Origin of the sequence: Exiguobacterium sp. S3, assembly GCF_018617295.1 — a bacterium.
Lineage (GTDB): Bacteria > Bacillota > Bacilli > Exiguobacteriales > Exiguobacteriaceae > Exiguobacterium > Exiguobacterium profundum.
The window spans coordinates 80,288-95,829 of record NZ_JACSJW010000005.1 but is presented as its reverse complement, the minus strand read 5'-3'; the positions used below and the strand labels follow the sequence as shown (position 1 = coordinate 95,829).

The window sequence follows — 15,542 nt, the reverse complement described above, 5'->3', positions numbered from 1 at the left end:
CCATCATCTGACAACGTTTCTTACGAAAATCCGTCTTAAGCATGAGAGCGAATGGTTGTTTCAGATGAAAAGCGGGAAAGGAATAATAATTGGTTTCTGCCCAAATCGAGATTGCCTACGAAAAGTTTGACTGAAAGGAGGAGAGCTGATGCGCATCGGAAAGTTACGCGTATTGTTAGAGCAGTATGGCGAGGCGACGTTACGCGATTTGCTCGTCGAAATGTACCGTCATACTCCTAAAGATGTGATTGATGATCAAGATTTTGATTTTATGATCAGCCAATTCACGCGCTATAAAGAGAAAAAAAATTCTGAAGAGCGACATTCGCTCTCGCAAACCATCACCTTGGCTGAACGGTTTGTTGATTCTGCGTACGAACATTTGTACATTCGTCCGAATCAAGTCATGTCAGAACGCGACCAAAAAAATTGGTACATTCATGCTAAAAAAATCATTCGCGATTTAGCACATTACGCCGAGGAATACACAGAAGCACGTACGATGTATGAAGAAATGTTTTACCTCCTCTCTACATCAGCTGGCGAAGAACCGCTCTTCTCTACGAGTGACCCGTTTCGCCTTTTAAAAATTTCACAAGTCACCATGCTCAAGCAACTCATTCACTACTATCAGCTCGATGCCCCGATTGATACCGTTTGGATTGACCGCGCCCTATACACCGCACTCTACGTGCCAAAAGATGTTGATTCTACACGAATTGATTTACTCTCAACGCTACCCATCGAACACAGTCATGCCAATACAAGAAAACTCCTTCACTCCCGTCTCTTAAAACTTTGCGATCGGATGTTAGAGAAGTCCCAAACAGAGGATACCGCGCTCGAAAACTATCAAGCGCTTAAAATGTTAGAACTCCGCCTTCTCGTCGCTGAAGGGAATTTGAAAGAAGCGGAACAAAAATTGTTCTCTGAATATATTCCGTTCTTTTCTCATCGCTCCGAACCATTTCGGGTATATGTCGACTTTTTAGAGAGTCACGGACACACTAGTGAGACGAAGCGCTTAAAACGAATTGCTAAAGAAAAGCGAATCCGATTTTAAAAAAAGGGAGTCAATCGATGGGATCGATTGACTCCAATACATGATATGAACGAGGGGTGTTCATTTGAAAAGGAGGACAGAAAGTTGGTGCAGAACTTTCTTCCTACACATATAAGTATAAGGGAACGATTGTAACCGTTACCAAATCACTTATTGCATTTTTGTGAACGTTTTCACGTTATTCAATCGTGTTCATCATGCCAAGTCCGATGACAGATAACAACACAATTAATACGAACAAATACACCATTTCATTCGGCGATTGAAATCCTTCATGAATTTCTACATCTTCTTCGACAATGATATTTTCATGAATGACGACCGGTTCTGTCTCGGCCATGGCTGCAAACGGTGTTACCGTCAACCAAAGCACAGAAACCAGAATCAGTTGATAAATGTATTTCATCATATACTCCTACTCCGTGTTTTCATTGTGTTTAAGTATAGCACGTCTCATCCATTCGTTGCGCTGACATTTGATGAATCTCACAGATGAAAAATGAAAGGAAATCCATTTCATTGTATTGGACGGATATGTTCTATTTTACTCGAACCTTTTTCTTACGTAATTGATTTTTTCTCGAGTCAGTTTTCATCATACTGCCACACCCCACGATACAAGATAGCGCTTACAATTTATTTGTACTTATCATTTGATAAAGAAAGAAGGATTCTTCGTGAAACGAGCGCTACGTTTTGTAGAATGCAGGCAATTACCGTTACATGAGCGTATTTCCATTCAGTCGCTATATCCTTTAAGCAAGGCCCCTTTGCTTCTCTCCCTTCCCTCGCATCATCACGTCTACGTCGCACTCAATCGAGATACCCCACTCGCTTCAATCGTCGCAAACGACGAACAGCTTGAAACGGATCATGCCATTCGCCTCTCTCAAGCCACATATGGTGATCGTCACGTCTTTCGCGGACTACTTCATCGTTTGATCTATGTACGAAGTCGAGAAACAAAGTACCCGATTACGTACTATCTTCAGGAAGAGGATTCTCATAATCAAGACAAGCATCGAATATATGAAGCAGCAGGGTTTCAAGTATTTCATCAAACCAAAACGTATCATCTACCATTCATCCCTTGCGAGAAAGCAACCCATACCAATTGGACACTCGAATTGGTGGACTATTCAAGAAGAGCAGATTGGCTCACATTTCGAAATGAACATTGTCATCTCCTTCCGGGTGTCATTTCGATGACAGATGAACAATTCGCACGAGAAGTTCGCCAGCAAACATTGTTCTATTCCGTGAAGTGGAACCGACAAGTGATTGGAATCATGAAAGTACGCTTACATATGTACCATATTTCAATACAAGAGATGCACGTTGACTGTGACGAGACTTTATTGCGGGAAGCTATTTCATTCCTTCAACAAAAATTTTTCTACATGTTCCGATACATTGAAGAGGCACATATTTCAGCAACAAGTTTGCAACCTGATTTGAGTTATACACTTCGTCGTCACGGCGCCCAAATCTCGAGTATTTGTCGTTATACGTACATACTACAGGCACCACCGACCCCGATTTATTCCTAAACAATCAAAAGACGTCGAGCAAACCAACTCTTTCTCAAAGGAAAAAGTTGTTCATTCGACGTCTTTTATTCTGCAGCAGTAGTCGACTCCATCGCTAGAGGCGGCATCGCTTCAAACAGTTCTGTCCGAAGCCCCGTATCTCTCAAATCGAGCGATTCAATCCGATCGAACTTAATTTTGCGATCGACGACATTGAACCAATACGTAATATTTGGTTCATCTTTAAAACGAATCGCATAATTCGACCCATTTAAATGAAAGTCGACCTCGGTAGACAGCAACTCGGTCGGACCAATTTGTTTATGGGTCGTTAATCGTTCAAGGACAACCTGTTCTTCATTGATGCGATAGTCGACAAACGTCGCAAGCGAGAGTCCAAACACAAATGATACAAAGGCGAAAGTGCCCACCAAACCCATCGTGATTTTTCCGTTCATTTCGCTGTCCCTCCCTCTCCTATTATATCGGATAGGCTTGAAACGTTGTGAAGTGACATTTTGTTCAACTTTAGGCAAACTGAAGCAGAAGGAGGAATTTACATGCATATCGATCATACTGGGATTGCCGTTCGAGACTTAGACGAGGCGATCACATTTTACACGACGGTCTTAGGAGGAGAACTCGTGGACCGCTATACGAACACGGCCATCGGGGTCGAGACCGAATTAGCCGTCATTCATATTGGAGAGGATGTCATCGAATTGTTGCGTCCGACTAGTAAGACGAGTCCGATTGCCCGGTTCATGAAAGCTCGAGGGAAGGGTGTTCATCATATCGCCTATCGTGTCGACGATTTGGACGAAGCGATGGCCGCTCACAAACAAAATGGCATCACCTTTTTAGAAGACACACTGCGTACGACCGCGAAAGGTAGACGCTTAATCTACATGGACCCGCGTCATTCAGGCGGTGTGATTACCGAGCTTTGTGATTATCCTAGAGAAAAGCAGTAAGAGTGGTCCTCTTACTGCTTCATCATGGTTTCTTCTATGATTTGACGATTCTTCTCTTTTAACCGTTCATTATGAGAGGACACCATTGCGGTAGCGTTCGCATTCGGGTCAATGTATGTTTTGGCCCGGTTCACCGCATTCGCAGCATCTTGAAACGCTCCAGCGATGAGATGTACTTTCCCTTCATGCGTGAGAATATCACCGGCAGCGTACAATCCCGGTATGGATGACTCGCTACCTGAATTCCCTCTCACATAAAACCCATCCTTCATCTCGACCTGCAATTCGCTGTTCCGAAGCAACTCCGCGTCTTGTTCATATCCGTGATTGATGACCACTTCATCGACCTCGATTACGCTCGTCTCTCCTGTTTCGACATGAGTCAAAAGAACTTGTTGAATCGATTTCCCATCGTGAGAAATCAAATCCGTCACTTTTGATCGTGGGCAACAGTCGACTCGACCCTGTTTAATTTTTTCAACTTGTGCTTCATGTCCACTAAGTTCTTCTTTTCGATACGTCAGCACGACCTGCTCTGCAATCGGCTCGAGCGCATTCGCCCAATCGACTGCACTATTGCCGCCACCCGATATCAAGACGCGCTTTCCTTTAAAGCGTTCAAGTGATTTAACCGTGTAATGGAGGTTCGACAATTCGAACCGCTCCGCTCCGCTCACTTCAACCTTATGCGGTTTGAGGATCCCACTTCCTGTCGCAACGATGACGGTTTTGGAAATATGATGACCGTTCGTCGTGTCGATCCCGAACAAATCGTCTGAACGCTTAGAGATCGACTCCACCTTCTCGCCAAGAAGGACCGTCGGAGAGAAGGTGAGACCTTGCTCGACGAGTTGGTCGATCAGTTTTGCCCCAGTCGTCGGTAGGAGACCACCTACATCCCAAACCATTTTCTCTGGATAGACATGTACTTTCCCGCCTAAAAAAGGTTGAAATTCGATAATTTTCGTCTTCATACCTCGTAAACCGCTGTAAAAAGCGGCATACAATCCAGCCGGTCCCCCACCGATAATCGTCACGTCGAATACTTCCTCGTTCATCGTAGCACCCTTCCTCTCTATATACGTAAAAATGATAATCATTCTCATTAGATGATAACCTGTTTTGGTCACTTTGACAATTTTTTTCGAATATCGCCCTGATGGATTTGGTTTTTCTTATGCGTAGGTCGGGTAATGAAACATGAATCAAAAGGGAGGATGTGCGTGATGAATTGGATGGATGTCCTATTAATCGTCGTATCATTTTTTTGGCTAGTTGAGACGTGGCGATTTCGTAACCGAAAAGAGGCAACAGACGGGGCTGTCGAGCGGAAGAGCTTTTACTTTGTAGCGACGACGATGATTGGCGTCTTCGTGTTGTCTATGATCTCTTCGCTTGTTTTCGAATCACAGCCTTCGACAGTTCAACGAATCATCGGACTTACTTTTTACATAGCCGGCGTGTCGTTACGTTATTGGGGGATTTTACACTTACGTCATCAATTCACACGACATGTCGTCGTCCGACCGGAAGACGAACTCGTCAGCTCGGGACCGTATCGTTACTTACGCCACCCTCTTTACACAGGGTTGTTATTGATTACGTTCGGATTCTCGCTATACTTTATTCATTGGGGAATCGCCTTGATTGGTGCGGGTCTCACCTCGCTTGCATTACTGTACCGCATTCGAATCGAGGAAGGTATGCTCATTCGCCATTTCGGTCAGTCTTACCAATCCTGGTCGAAGACGCGCAAGCGCCTCTTCCCCTTCATCTATTAAAAAGGAGTCCGGCTCATCGCTGGACTCCTTTTTCATTTAGACAGAATATTTGCTGAGTAATCGGACGACGATGACCCCCGCGATGAATGCGACGATACTGAGTATCCACATGACTCCGGAAGCTGGTACACCCGGAAACACGACGGCGAGTGAGCCAATGACCAATCCGATGATGACGGAGAACGTCATTCCCGGAAAATTCGCCAACAAGTAACGAATGACTTTACTACTTACAATAAAGCCGACGGCCACTCCAGCACCGACAATCCCAATAATCAACAGATTGAAGTTTGAGATGGCGCTGATGACGGTTGGATAAACGCCAATTAACAACAAGACGAATGAACCGCTAATTCCAGGAAGCAACATCGCCATGCTGCCCAACCAACCGGAGAAGAATAAGAGAAGTGCCGTCCCGAACGTCACGTCCGTCATAATAGACGAATCAACCGGATTCAAGAATGCCATACTCGCAACGAGTATCGTTGCGACAACCATAGCAATAACATGAACCGGACGAATCGATGCGCGTGATTTAAATTCCACGAATAGAAGTGGAATAATCCCTAAAATCAATCCGATAAAGAAAAATTGTGTCGGTGCATAATACTCCAGCAATAAGTATTCAATAACTCGACTCAGTGCGATAATGGCTGTCCCCATTCCAATTGCCAATGGAATCAAGAACCCGATATATTTTTTCCAATATCGGCTAAATACGCCGCTAATCGCTTCGATGAGTTGATCGTAGATGCCTAAAATGACTGCAATGGTACCGCCGCTTACACCAGGGATTAAATCACTCGTCCCCATGGCCATCCCTCGCCAAATGTTCTTCCACTCCATAATGTATCTCCTTTACGTATATCTTTCCTCAAGCACTTAGTATAGTCGAGAAAAGAAGTTTGCGCATCCGCTTTTAGACTGAGAAAGGAGTCGAATTGATTTCTTTGATCATATAGTCAAATCTCGCCCCAGAAATGTTGATTTCTTTTTCCTTATGGAAGCCGAGACGTGTGTATAAGCGATGTGCCGCAGGATTTTCTTGATCCACGTTCAATGTGACGGCGGGCACACCGCGTTCTTTCGCAACGAGACAAACGTGTTCGATTAACTTCGTCCCGATTCCACGACCTCCATACGCTTCTGCGACAGCCAGTGAATCAATGTATTGGACATAACCTTCCGTTTCAACGTCCACCTCTTCTCCACTTCCATGCGCCGTCAACCATTCTCGAATCGGTCGATCCAATTCTTCTGCCTTATCCCCACGATACGAGATGATCATTCCGGCAACTTCTCCTTCAAAATCCGCCACCCAGATGTTTTCGTGACTCAAGCGGTTATTTGGTTTCTCTACCCACATCGCTAGTCGCTCCAATACCTCAGTCGTATCCGTTGATGCTGTCAATGTGTACGCAATCTCATGGATCGCTTGATACATGAGTGGTGCAATTTGTTTACTATCTTGTTTGGTTGCTTGTCGAATATTCATGATTAATCCCTCCATCATCCAGTCTAGCATAGCCCGGCACATCGGTTGTTTGTCCACACTCGTTTTGTGGCATCATATAGAGTGAAAGGGGCGAATCGAAATGAAAGCTATTCTTACAGGAATGAACGGTACAGTGGCACCCGTTGTTGCCGAAACGTTACAGCGCCACGGAATTGAAGGGATTGCGTGGAATCGCGAGCAAGTGTCCACGACAAACGAAGAGGAAATGCGAGAATTCATCGAGCGCATCCGACCGAACTACTTTTTACATATCGGTATGGGCGCGGTGGAGTGGGCCGAGACGCTCGCTCGTTTATGTGGTGAGGCGAAAATCCCTTTCCTGTTCACGAGCACGGTTTCAATTTTTTCAGATGAAGTGACCGGACCGATTTCCCCAGATACGCTACCAGATGCCGAGGATGACTATGGAAAGTATAAGCGTGAGTGCGAACGTGCGATTATGAACGCCAATCCTGGTGCTCAAATCGTTCGTCTCGGATGGCAAATCGGGGATGAGGCCGGATCGAATAATATGATGGACTATTTTACGAACGAGATGAAGCAACGAGGGGTAATCCAAGCGAGTGAGCATTGGTATCCATCATGTTCATTTTTAGCAGACACGGCAGACGCGCTATTTGAAATTTTGACTAAACGTGGACCGGGCATCTATCAGTTAAACGGAAATGCGAACTATTCCCTATACGACATCGCCGTCGGACTAAAAGAGCTTCATGACACCGACTGGCAGATTGAATGTACCGATGAACCGAAACGGGATAATCGAATGATCGATTCATCGGTCTCGATTCGTCCCATCTCCAAACGCCTAAATTTGCAAACGAAGTAAATTCAAAGTCGCCTACTCCCATCGAGTAGACGACTTTTTTATTGGTTTCGAGTTAGATGAGTCAATCGCAATTTACTTTTCGGCAGACTCGGCATGTCTACAAAACTATAGCTCAAGTCTTGAGGCGGGACCGTGTAGGCGTATTCCTTAGTAAACAACTCAATGACTTGTGCAAGAATTGCAATGGTCACATGTTCACCGGCACATCGATGTCCAAAATCTACATCTCCCCCACCTTGCGGAATAAAGTTAAACGGACTCTCGTTCCAATCTTTGAAACGAGAGGGATCGAATCGATCCGGCTCCGTCCAAATAGAGGAGTCATGATTCGTACCGTACAAATCAAGAAGCGTCAGCGTCCCTTCCGAAAATGCATAGCCGTCCCATTCAAAATCGGTTTTGACACGAGCTGCCGCTACAGGGAAAAATGGATAAAACCGTCTCACTTCCTGGACAAATTCTGTTTTCGAGACCTCTCCCCGCTCTACCTGCTCTTTTACATCCGGGAACTGATGTAAAGCTAAGACAGTAAAGAGGACATACACCGAGATTGCGACAGTCGGGCGTAAAATGTTCAATACTTCGACCGCCACGACGTCTTCAGGTAATAACTCTCCGGATTCATCTCGGTGCCACGAAAATTCGTACAGCGCCGTATGTTCGTTCGGCAATAATCGATTCGACCGCACTTCTTTTACCATCTGACGAATCCAGGCTTCAGCGGAACTTCGTGCCTTCCGACCTTGTAAATACGTGGGACCAAGAGACGTACCCGATTCAAATAATAACCTCATCTCTTCAGTGCGCTTCCCAACTTCTTCTTTCGCAAGTGGAACTCCCGACCATTCACATATGGCCTTCATCAACACTTGTTGCGCAATATCGTATAAGACGACCTCCTCTCCCATTCGTTCAATCTGGTTCCACTCTCGATATGTCAAGCGGAGCAATCGATCTATGTTTTCTTTTGTCATCAATGACATGAACATATGTTTTCGATGCGTATGAGCCGCACCATCTAGTGTTTGGACCCCATCTTCTCCAAACAAGGTTTTCAATAGACGTTTTGGCGCCGCATTCTGACGCATGAATTTGTCTGCATCATAGAACACCTCGGCAGCCTCTTCGCCCCCAAGACAAATCACGCGCTCCCCGAGCAAACGTGTTTCAAAGATATTTGATTGAAAACTTTTGCGACGATTCGCAACAAATAGATATCCTTCCCGTAAAAAATCGACACTATGGTCGAGTCCTTCTTGTTTCGGTATGACTTTCCCCATCCAACTCACCCTTTCTCTTTTCTCGAACTATAAAGGATGTTCCCCCGTTTTTAGCGAACAAACCTAATATCGAAAGGAGCGAGTGACATGTTGCCGTTCTTACTGACATTGCGTCGAATTGTACGCGGAATCTGGCGTGGCCTCCGCGAACCTGAGTTCCAAGTCTTATTCAGTCTTGCCTTTCTCACTGTCCTATCCGGTACACTTTTTTACACACGGTTCGAGGAGATGCGTTGGTTGGACGCACTTTACTTCAGTGTCATCACCCTGACTACCATCGGATATGGTGATTTTGCTCCTCAGACCGACATCGGAAAAATATTCACAATCGGATATGTATTGACCGGGGTAGGCATCATGGTTGGCTTTATCACAAAAGTGTTTGATCATTTACAAAAAGCACGACTCGATGAATTAGAAGCAAAACAAAAGACGCCACCCTCTGATTCATAAGGATGGCGTCCTTTCGTTTAGGAAACTTTTCGATTTTCAATTTCAAGCTGTTGGTTGAAACGCTTCGTCTCGGCAATGACAACACCCGACAAGAACAAGAGACCAATCAAGTTCGGGATGGCCATTAAGCCGTTGAAGACATCCGATAACGCCCATACCAAGTTCAAGTTCGTCGTCATGGCACCGAGTCCCGCGACGAGTACAAAAGCAATCCGATAGGGAAGAATCGACTTTTGTCCGAACAAGTAATGGATGGAGCGTTCGCCGTAATACGACCAACCGAGCACGGTCGAATAGGCGAACAAAACGAGCCCGATTGTGACAATATAACCGCCGGCTGGTCCGAGGAACAGTTCAAATGTAGCTGAAGTCAATTCGACCCCTTCAAGTCCTGTCCCGATTTGACCACCCATGACGAGTGTCAATCCTGTCACCGAACAGACGACAAGCGTGTCCAAGAAGACTTGAGTCATCGAGACGAGCGCCTGACGACCCGGCATATCTGTTTTCGCTGCCGCTGCTGCGATCGGAGCAGAGCCAAGACCTGCTTCGTTCGAGAAGACACCACGTGCTACCCCGTATCGAATGGCAGCTCCGATGGCCCCTCCACCGATTGCTTCTGCACTGAACGTACTGCTGAAGATGAGTGCGAACGCATCCGGAATCAGCGAGTAATTCATCACCATAATTAAAAGACCGCTACCTAAGTAGAAGGCAATCATGACGGGGACGAAGTAACTGACTACTTTCCCGATGGAACGCACGCCTCCGAGAATGACCGCTCCTGTAAAAATCATAATGAGAATCCCTGATATGTATAGTGGTACGTCAAACGTTGTTTTGAGCGCAAGCGCGACTGAGTTCGTTTGGACCCCGTTTCCAATACCGAACGCCGCAATCGATGCGAATGCAGCAAATGCTACCGCTAACCATCGTTGATTCAACCCTCGTTCTAGATAGTACATCGGTCCACCAGCCATTTGACCGCGCTCATCAGTGACCCGATACTTCACGGCAAGAACTGCCTCTGCGTATTTCGTTGCCATCCCAAAGAAACCGGACACCCACATCCATACGATGGCTCCCGGTCCTCCTAATACGACCGCTGTCGACACCCCGACGATATTCCCCGTACCGACGGTCGCCGCCAGAGCAGTCATGAGCGCCTGGAAGTGACTGATGTCCCCTTTAGAGGATTGATCCTGATTTTTCGAAAACGCCAATTTCAACGCATACGGTAATTTGGTGATTTGAATCCCACCTAGACGCACCGTCAAGTAAATGCCTGTCCCCACAAGCAAAATCAAGAGCGGTGGTCCCCATACAAAGTTGGATGCCGTACTCACCCATTCACTAAATGATTGCCCCATACAAAGTATCCCCTTCCCCCGAAAAATAGTGTACACCTCTATTTTTTCAGAATACTTAGAACAATGCAAAAGTATTGTACTAAAACAACTGATTCATTGTTTGTTCTGTACAAAAACAGCGAGACGAACTCAATCGTCTCGCTGTGACTCAGGTTTCTCTCGTTGTAAAGGCGCTTTCCAATCAAATGTATCCGGAACATAATCGAGCCCGCCTGGATGAAACGGCTGGCAGCGAATGAGTCGGCGAGCGGTTAAATAACTGCCTTTGACAGCCCCATGTTTTTCGATTGCTTCGATTCCGTAGTGCGAACAGCTCGGATAAAATCGGCACGTTGGCGGCTTTAATGGTGAAATAAAACGCTGGTAACCTTGAATCCCTTTTACTAGTACACGTTTCACACGATTTCGCCTCACTCTTTTGAATTAGTGCCATCATAGCGCGATTTGAAACGTTTGTCATGTTCGTCGATTCCTATGTCAAATCGTTTTCCATCTCTTTACAAATGAGCAAGATGGGCGATATTCGAGTGTATGTTTGTTATGATAGTCAACATAACTATTGACCGAATCGAAAAGAAGAGGTGACGAATGATGAATCAATTACTAATGGTCGGTGCTGGATCGATGAGTGAGGCGCTCGTTCGCGGGTGGATCGACTCGGGCATCGAACCGACACACATCACAATGACAAACCGAAGTGACCGGGAGCGCTTACTCTTCCTACAAGATGAACTCGGCGTTCAAATTGTTGAGGACGAAAACGTTAACGACTATGACATCGTCGTATTAGCGATGCAACCTGATGGCGTCATCCCGTACGTAGAATCAAAAGAATGGAAGACCCCACTACTCGTCTCAGTCGCTGCACATATCGAACCGAGCCAATTAGAAGAGGCTTCAGGGCTACCAGCTGTTTGCGCCATGCCGAACACGCCTGTCGCCCATCGGAACGGGATGACGGGGCTATGGTTTGGTCCAGAAACAGATGAGGCAGTCCGTGAGAAAGCGACTTCTCTCTTTGAACGGGTCGGTCGAACGGCCGTCACCGATGCGAAAACGATGTCCGCCTTTATGGCCGCTGCAGGGTGCAGTCCTGCCTTTTTCTATGAAATCGTAGGTGCGATGACGCCCGTCCTAACGGATGTCGGTTACGATGAACAGACAGCGCGTCAAATTGTCGCCCAAGCGATGAAAGGCTCCGCTGAGTTACTGTCTCATGAAACACGTGAGACGAATGAACTGATTGCCGATGTGGCCGCTCCAGGCGGACCGACCGACCGTGGTGTCGGCGTGCTTCGTGAACGGAATCTTGCTGACGTGATGGCTTCAGCCTTGCGCGAAAGTGCCAAAGAAGATCATGAGTCGATTGAAGAAGTGTAAACGATACTCGTTTACACTTCTTTTTATGTTCACTCGACCTTACTATTTATTATTTATAACTTTTTATATGATCAATATTTCACTTTCTCTTTTGACATGATAAGATAGCGAATGAGAATCGTTATCAAAAGATGGGGAAGGTTACTTATGAGTCTATTACGACATGTCGCGTTGAATCAAACCGTCATTTTATCTGATTTGACTAAAATTGATGATCGCTTGCGCCGACGAATGATTTCTCTTGGTTTTTACGAGGGATGCTCGGTTCGTGTGAAGCGCAGAGCTATTTTTTCAGGACCGCTCACCATTGAACAAGTGGATCATCAACAAATTATCGCCATCCGAAGATCAGATGCCGAAAAAATCGGAGTGATTGTACCATGAGCCAACGGATCGCATTGATTGGCAATCCAAATACAGGCAAAACTTCATTGTTTAATCGATTAACAGGTTCATTCGCACATGTGGGCAACTGGGCCGGTGTCACAGTCGAACAAAAAATCGGTCAGTTACATGGGAAAGTCGGACAATTAATTGATTTACCCGGTGTCTATGACTTAGACCCGCTCTCGGCAGATGAAGCGATTGTCTCCCGTTTCTTACTGCATGAACCATTTGACGGGATGATCAATATTGTCGATGCTTCACAATTAGAACGTAACTTACAACTTACTTTGCAACTTCTAGAGATGGGACGACCGCTTCAAATCGGTTTAAACATGGTCGACGTCGCAGAAAGTCGTGGAATGCATGTTAATCTCGACAAATTAAAAACGCTCCTCCAAGTAGATGTCTTCCCGATCACCGCACGAACAGGTGATGGTTGTGACGTCTTGCTCTCATCGATTCAAATGGAGAAGCGTCAACCTTTCGAATTAAACTATGGTCCAGAGACCGAAGAAGCGATTACACGCATTCTTCGTTTAACTGGTCTATCGAGAACGGATCGCTGGATTACAATTCAATATTTAGCAGGCAACCGGATTGTCGTCGACCATTTAGAAGCATCATCTCCAGAGATTGTTGCCGTCCGAAAAGAACTGGAAACGGCTATAGGGCGTTTTGCACACGCACACATCACTGAGCGTCGTCGCGATTGGGCGAAACAGATTCGACACCAGGTCATTGAAAATCACAATGCACAGGACGTGACGATGACAGATCGCATCGATGCGGTTGTGACGCATCCTATCTTAGGTTTACCCATCTTCTTCGGGGTACTCTATACGCTATTCCACGTGACATTTAATTGGGTTGGTGCACCTCTTTCCGATTTATTAGACGGACTATTGTCTGGTCCGATCACATCAGGAACGGTTTGGATGTTAGATGCTGTAGGTGCTTCTCCATTCATTAAAGCCCTTCTCGTAGACGGTGTCATCGCAGGTGTCGGTGGCGTATTGGTTTTTGTTCCGCAAATCTTTGTCCTCTTTTTCTTTATCTCATTTTTAGAGGACTCTGGATATATGGCGCGAGTCGCCATCGTGATGGATCGTTTCATGCAACTCGTCGGATTGAATGGAAAAAGCTTCATCCCGATGATTATCGGATTCGGATGTAACGTTCCTGGAATCATGGCCGCTCGAACGGTCGAAGAGGAGCGCGAACGTCTAGTCACCATCTTCATCTCACCATTCATGTCATGTTCGGCCCGGCTTCCGATTTACGCTGTGTTTGCGGCGAGTTTCTTCTCTACTCATCAAGCACTCGTTGTCCTCTCGCTCTATATGTTGGGAATTTTCCTTGCCTTGATTGCCGCGAAAATCTTTACGAAGGCATTGGCCTCTGAAGATCAGACGAGCTTATTCATCGTCGAACAACCTCCATACCGCGTTCCCCAAGGACTTACCTTATGGCGTAGCACTTGGCAAAAAGCTAAAGGATTCGTTCGAAAAGCCGGTACATTTATTTTTGGTGGTTCTGTGTTCATCTGGCTACTCGCCTATTCAGGTCCAAGCGGCTTTGATGTACCGATGAATGACAGTTTCTTGGCGATGATTGGTGGTATGATTGCCACATTACTCGTCCCACTCGGATTCGGTACTTGGCAAGCCGGTGCCTCGCTCATCACCGGATTCTTAGCAAAAGAAGTGGTCGTGTCTACGATGGCAATCATCTATGCGGTCGGCGAATCAGATTTATCGGAGTCGCTATTACCAATCTTCACCCCACTCAGCGCGTATAGCTTCATGGCCTTCGTTTTACTTTATGTCCCTTGTTTGGCGACAGTCGCTGTCATCCGGCGAGAAGTGGGTAGTGCCAAGTTGACATGGTTCGCCAGTTTATACGGTTTAGGTGTCGCTTATGTGGTGTCTCTTGTCATTTATCAAGTCGGTCGCTTATTCGGTTTTGCGTAAGGAGGAATACCATGTCATTCTTTGACCTACTCATCGGATTCATTGTTTTTGGATATGCAGCATTTTCTCTTTACCGCTACACACGTAAAGCAAAAGGCGGGAAATGTGCAACATGTGAAATTGAACCTACCTGTACAGCGGCGTGCGATGCAGCCGATTGGGATAAAATCATTGCGGAAGCTCTACGAAAAGAGCCTTCCACAATGAATGCAACCACGAAAAAAGACTGAATCGAATTCAGTCTTTTTTCTTTACAGCATATGTATAACCGTGACAATCATCGCGACCACTAAAATCCCCGGTAATAAATTGGCCACGCGAATTTTTGTGATTCCAACCAAGTTCAGACCAATCGCCACAATCATGACCCCACCGGTCGCGGTCATCTCTAAAATAAAACTGTCCATGAGCGATTCCGGTATGAATTTCATGATTTGAATGGCGAGTAATGCGATTCCGCCCTGATACAGTAACACTGGAACTGCTGAAAACATGACCCCAATCCCAAGTGTCGAACTTAATACGAGGGCCGTAAAACCATCAATCAACCCTTTCGTGTACAACACGTCATGATCACCACGCAACCCACTATCGAGCGCCCCGATAATGGCCATCGCCCCGATCACGAAAATGAGTGTGGCCGTTACGAATCCTTCCGCTACACTCGATTGACTTCCAAGTCGCCGTTCAAGTCGATAACCGACTTCATTTAATAATTCATCTAACTTCCACCACTCCCCGAGCGCTGACCCGACGACGAGACTTCCGATGACAATCAAGAAGTTCTCACTCTTCATCCCCATTTGAATCCCAAGCAAGATGACCGCAAGCCCGATTGCCGCAGTCACCGTCTCCTTCATACGCTCCGGAATGCGGTGAAATAAGAGACCTAGCAATGCCCCGATGACAATCAATGCGGCATTGACGAGTGTACCCGTTAGCACCATGTTGCATTCCCCGTTTCATTATGTATTGAAAGGAATATACCAATTGCTTTCGTGCCATGTCAA

Annotated in this window: 19 protein-coding genes; 10 read left to right on the top strand and 9 right to left on the bottom strand. The window is 46.0% G+C overall.

Annotated features, from left to right (window positions below):
- Positions 1 to 148: 148 nt before the first annotated feature.
- Complete coding sequence (locus KNO65_RS13060) at positions 149 to 1,063, top strand: hypothetical protein (RefSeq protein WP_078146313.1); 915 nt, start codon at positions 149 to 151, stop codon at positions 1,061 to 1,063.
- A 178-nt stretch (positions 1,064 to 1,241) separates the two neighbouring features.
- On the opposite strand, the gene KNO65_RS13055 is transcribed toward KNO65_RS13060, so the two are convergent.
- Positions 1,242 to 1,469, bottom strand: a complete 228-nt coding sequence (locus KNO65_RS13055; protein WP_214784747.1) for a hypothetical protein — start codon at positions 1,467 to 1,469, stop codon at positions 1,242 to 1,244.
- Positions 1,470 to 1,740: 271 nt separating this feature from the next.
- Here KNO65_RS13055 and KNO65_RS13050 point away from each other — a divergent pair, with 271 nt between their 5' ends.
- Positions 1,741 to 2,613, top strand: coding sequence for a hypothetical protein (locus KNO65_RS13050; protein WP_214784744.1), 873 nt, complete (start codon positions 1,741 to 1,743; stop codon positions 2,611 to 2,613).
- 65 nt (positions 2,614 to 2,678) lie between these two features.
- Here the strand turns inward: KNO65_RS13050 and KNO65_RS13045 are convergent, their stop codons facing one another.
- Positions 2,679 to 3,050, bottom strand: coding sequence for a hypothetical protein (locus KNO65_RS13045; protein ID WP_074037773.1), 372 nt, complete (start codon positions 3,048 to 3,050; stop codon positions 2,679 to 2,681).
- A gap of 102 nt (positions 3,051 to 3,152) precedes the next feature.
- On the opposite strand from KNO65_RS13045, the gene KNO65_RS13040 reads away from it, so the two are divergent.
- Positions 3,153 to 3,566 carry a VOC family protein gene (locus tag KNO65_RS13040; protein WP_251131727.1) on the top strand — a complete coding sequence of 138 codons (414 nt, stop codon included), beginning with the start codon at positions 3,153 to 3,155 and terminating at the stop codon, positions 3,564 to 3,566.
- A gap of 11 nt (positions 3,567 to 3,577) precedes the next feature.
- On the opposite strand, the gene KNO65_RS13035 is transcribed toward KNO65_RS13040, so the two are convergent.
- On the bottom strand, positions 3,578 to 4,624 hold the full coding sequence (locus tag KNO65_RS13035; RefSeq protein ID WP_214691466.1) for an NAD(P)/FAD-dependent oxidoreductase: 1,047 nt from the start codon (positions 4,622 to 4,624) through the stop codon (positions 3,578 to 3,580).
- A gap of 168 nt (positions 4,625 to 4,792) precedes the next feature.
- Between KNO65_RS13035 and KNO65_RS13030 the strand changes: the two genes are divergently transcribed.
- Positions 4,793 to 5,347 carry a methyltransferase family protein gene (locus tag KNO65_RS13030; RefSeq protein WP_074037776.1) on the top strand — a complete coding sequence of 185 codons (555 nt, stop codon included), beginning with the start codon at positions 4,793 to 4,795 and terminating at the stop codon, positions 5,345 to 5,347.
- 36 nt (positions 5,348 to 5,383) lie between these two features.
- On the opposite strand, the gene KNO65_RS13025 is transcribed toward KNO65_RS13030, so the two are convergent.
- Positions 5,384 to 6,193 (bottom strand): DUF368 domain-containing protein, encoded by an 810-nt coding sequence (locus KNO65_RS13025; protein WP_015880783.1) that lies wholly within the window; start codon positions 6,191 to 6,193, stop codon positions 5,384 to 5,386.
- Between the two features lie 73 nt (positions 6,194 to 6,266).
- On the bottom strand, positions 6,267 to 6,842 hold the full coding sequence (locus KNO65_RS13020) for a GNAT family N-acetyltransferase (RefSeq protein ID WP_074037777.1): 576 nt from the start codon (positions 6,840 to 6,842) through the stop codon (positions 6,267 to 6,269).
- Between the two features lie 100 nt (positions 6,843 to 6,942).
- Between KNO65_RS13020 and KNO65_RS13015 the strand changes: the two genes are divergently transcribed.
- Positions 6,943 to 7,692, top strand: coding sequence for a sugar nucleotide-binding protein (locus KNO65_RS13015; protein WP_078146308.1), 750 nt, complete (start codon positions 6,943 to 6,945; stop codon positions 7,690 to 7,692).
- Positions 7,693 to 7,730: 38 nt separating this feature from the next.
- On the opposite strand, the gene KNO65_RS13010 is transcribed toward KNO65_RS13015, so the two are convergent.
- On the bottom strand, positions 7,731 to 8,972 hold the full coding sequence (locus KNO65_RS13010) for a cytochrome P450 (RefSeq protein ID WP_214784741.1): 1,242 nt from the start codon (positions 8,970 to 8,972) through the stop codon (positions 7,731 to 7,733).
- A gap of 87 nt (positions 8,973 to 9,059) precedes the next feature.
- On the opposite strand from KNO65_RS13010, the gene KNO65_RS13005 reads away from it, so the two are divergent.
- Positions 9,060 to 9,425, top strand: coding sequence for a potassium channel family protein (locus tag KNO65_RS13005; RefSeq protein ID WP_159563530.1), 366 nt, complete (start codon positions 9,060 to 9,062; stop codon positions 9,423 to 9,425).
- 17 nt (positions 9,426 to 9,442) lie between these two features.
- Here KNO65_RS13005 and KNO65_RS13000 read toward each other — a convergent pair whose 3' ends face one another.
- Complete coding sequence (locus tag KNO65_RS13000) at positions 9,443 to 10,795, bottom strand: alanine/glycine:cation symporter family protein (protein ID WP_074037781.1); 1,353 nt, start codon at positions 10,793 to 10,795, stop codon at positions 9,443 to 9,445.
- Positions 10,796 to 10,924: 129 nt separating this feature from the next.
- The gene (yidD, locus tag KNO65_RS12995) at positions 10,925 to 11,194 is read right to left on the bottom strand and encodes a membrane protein insertion efficiency factor YidD (RefSeq protein ID WP_015880777.1); all 270 of its coding nucleotides are present in this window, start codon (positions 11,192 to 11,194) and stop codon (positions 10,925 to 10,927) included.
- 192 nt (positions 11,195 to 11,386) lie between these two features.
- Between yidD and KNO65_RS12990 the strand changes: the two genes are divergently transcribed.
- The 4 genes from KNO65_RS12990 (at position 11,387) to KNO65_RS12975 (ending at position 14,762) form a co-directional block, all read left to right on the top strand.
- Positions 11,387 to 12,175 (top strand): pyrroline-5-carboxylate reductase family protein, encoded by a 789-nt coding sequence (locus KNO65_RS12990; RefSeq protein ID WP_074037973.1) that lies wholly within the window; start codon positions 11,387 to 11,389, stop codon positions 12,173 to 12,175.
- A 147-nt stretch (positions 12,176 to 12,322) separates the two neighbouring features.
- Positions 12,323 to 12,559, top strand: coding sequence for a FeoA family protein (locus tag KNO65_RS12985; RefSeq protein ID WP_034771241.1), 237 nt, complete (start codon positions 12,323 to 12,325; stop codon positions 12,557 to 12,559).
- Positions 12,556 to 14,532, top strand: coding sequence for a ferrous iron transport protein B (feoB, locus tag KNO65_RS12980; RefSeq protein ID WP_214784738.1), 1,977 nt, complete (start codon positions 12,556 to 12,558; stop codon positions 14,530 to 14,532). The genes KNO65_RS12985 and feoB overlap by 4 nt, the downstream gene beginning before the upstream one ends.
- 11 nt (positions 14,533 to 14,543) lie before the next feature.
- Positions 14,544 to 14,762, top strand: coding sequence for a FeoB-associated Cys-rich membrane protein (locus KNO65_RS12975; RefSeq protein WP_035387786.1), 219 nt, complete (start codon positions 14,544 to 14,546; stop codon positions 14,760 to 14,762).
- Positions 14,763 to 14,783: 21 nt separating this feature from the next.
- On the opposite strand, the gene KNO65_RS12970 is transcribed toward KNO65_RS12975, so the two are convergent.
- Entirely contained in the window at positions 14,784 to 15,479 is a 696-nt protein-coding gene (locus tag KNO65_RS12970; protein ID WP_159563526.1) for a DUF554 domain-containing protein, read from the bottom strand.
- Between the last annotated feature and the right edge of the window lie 63 nt (positions 15,480 to 15,542).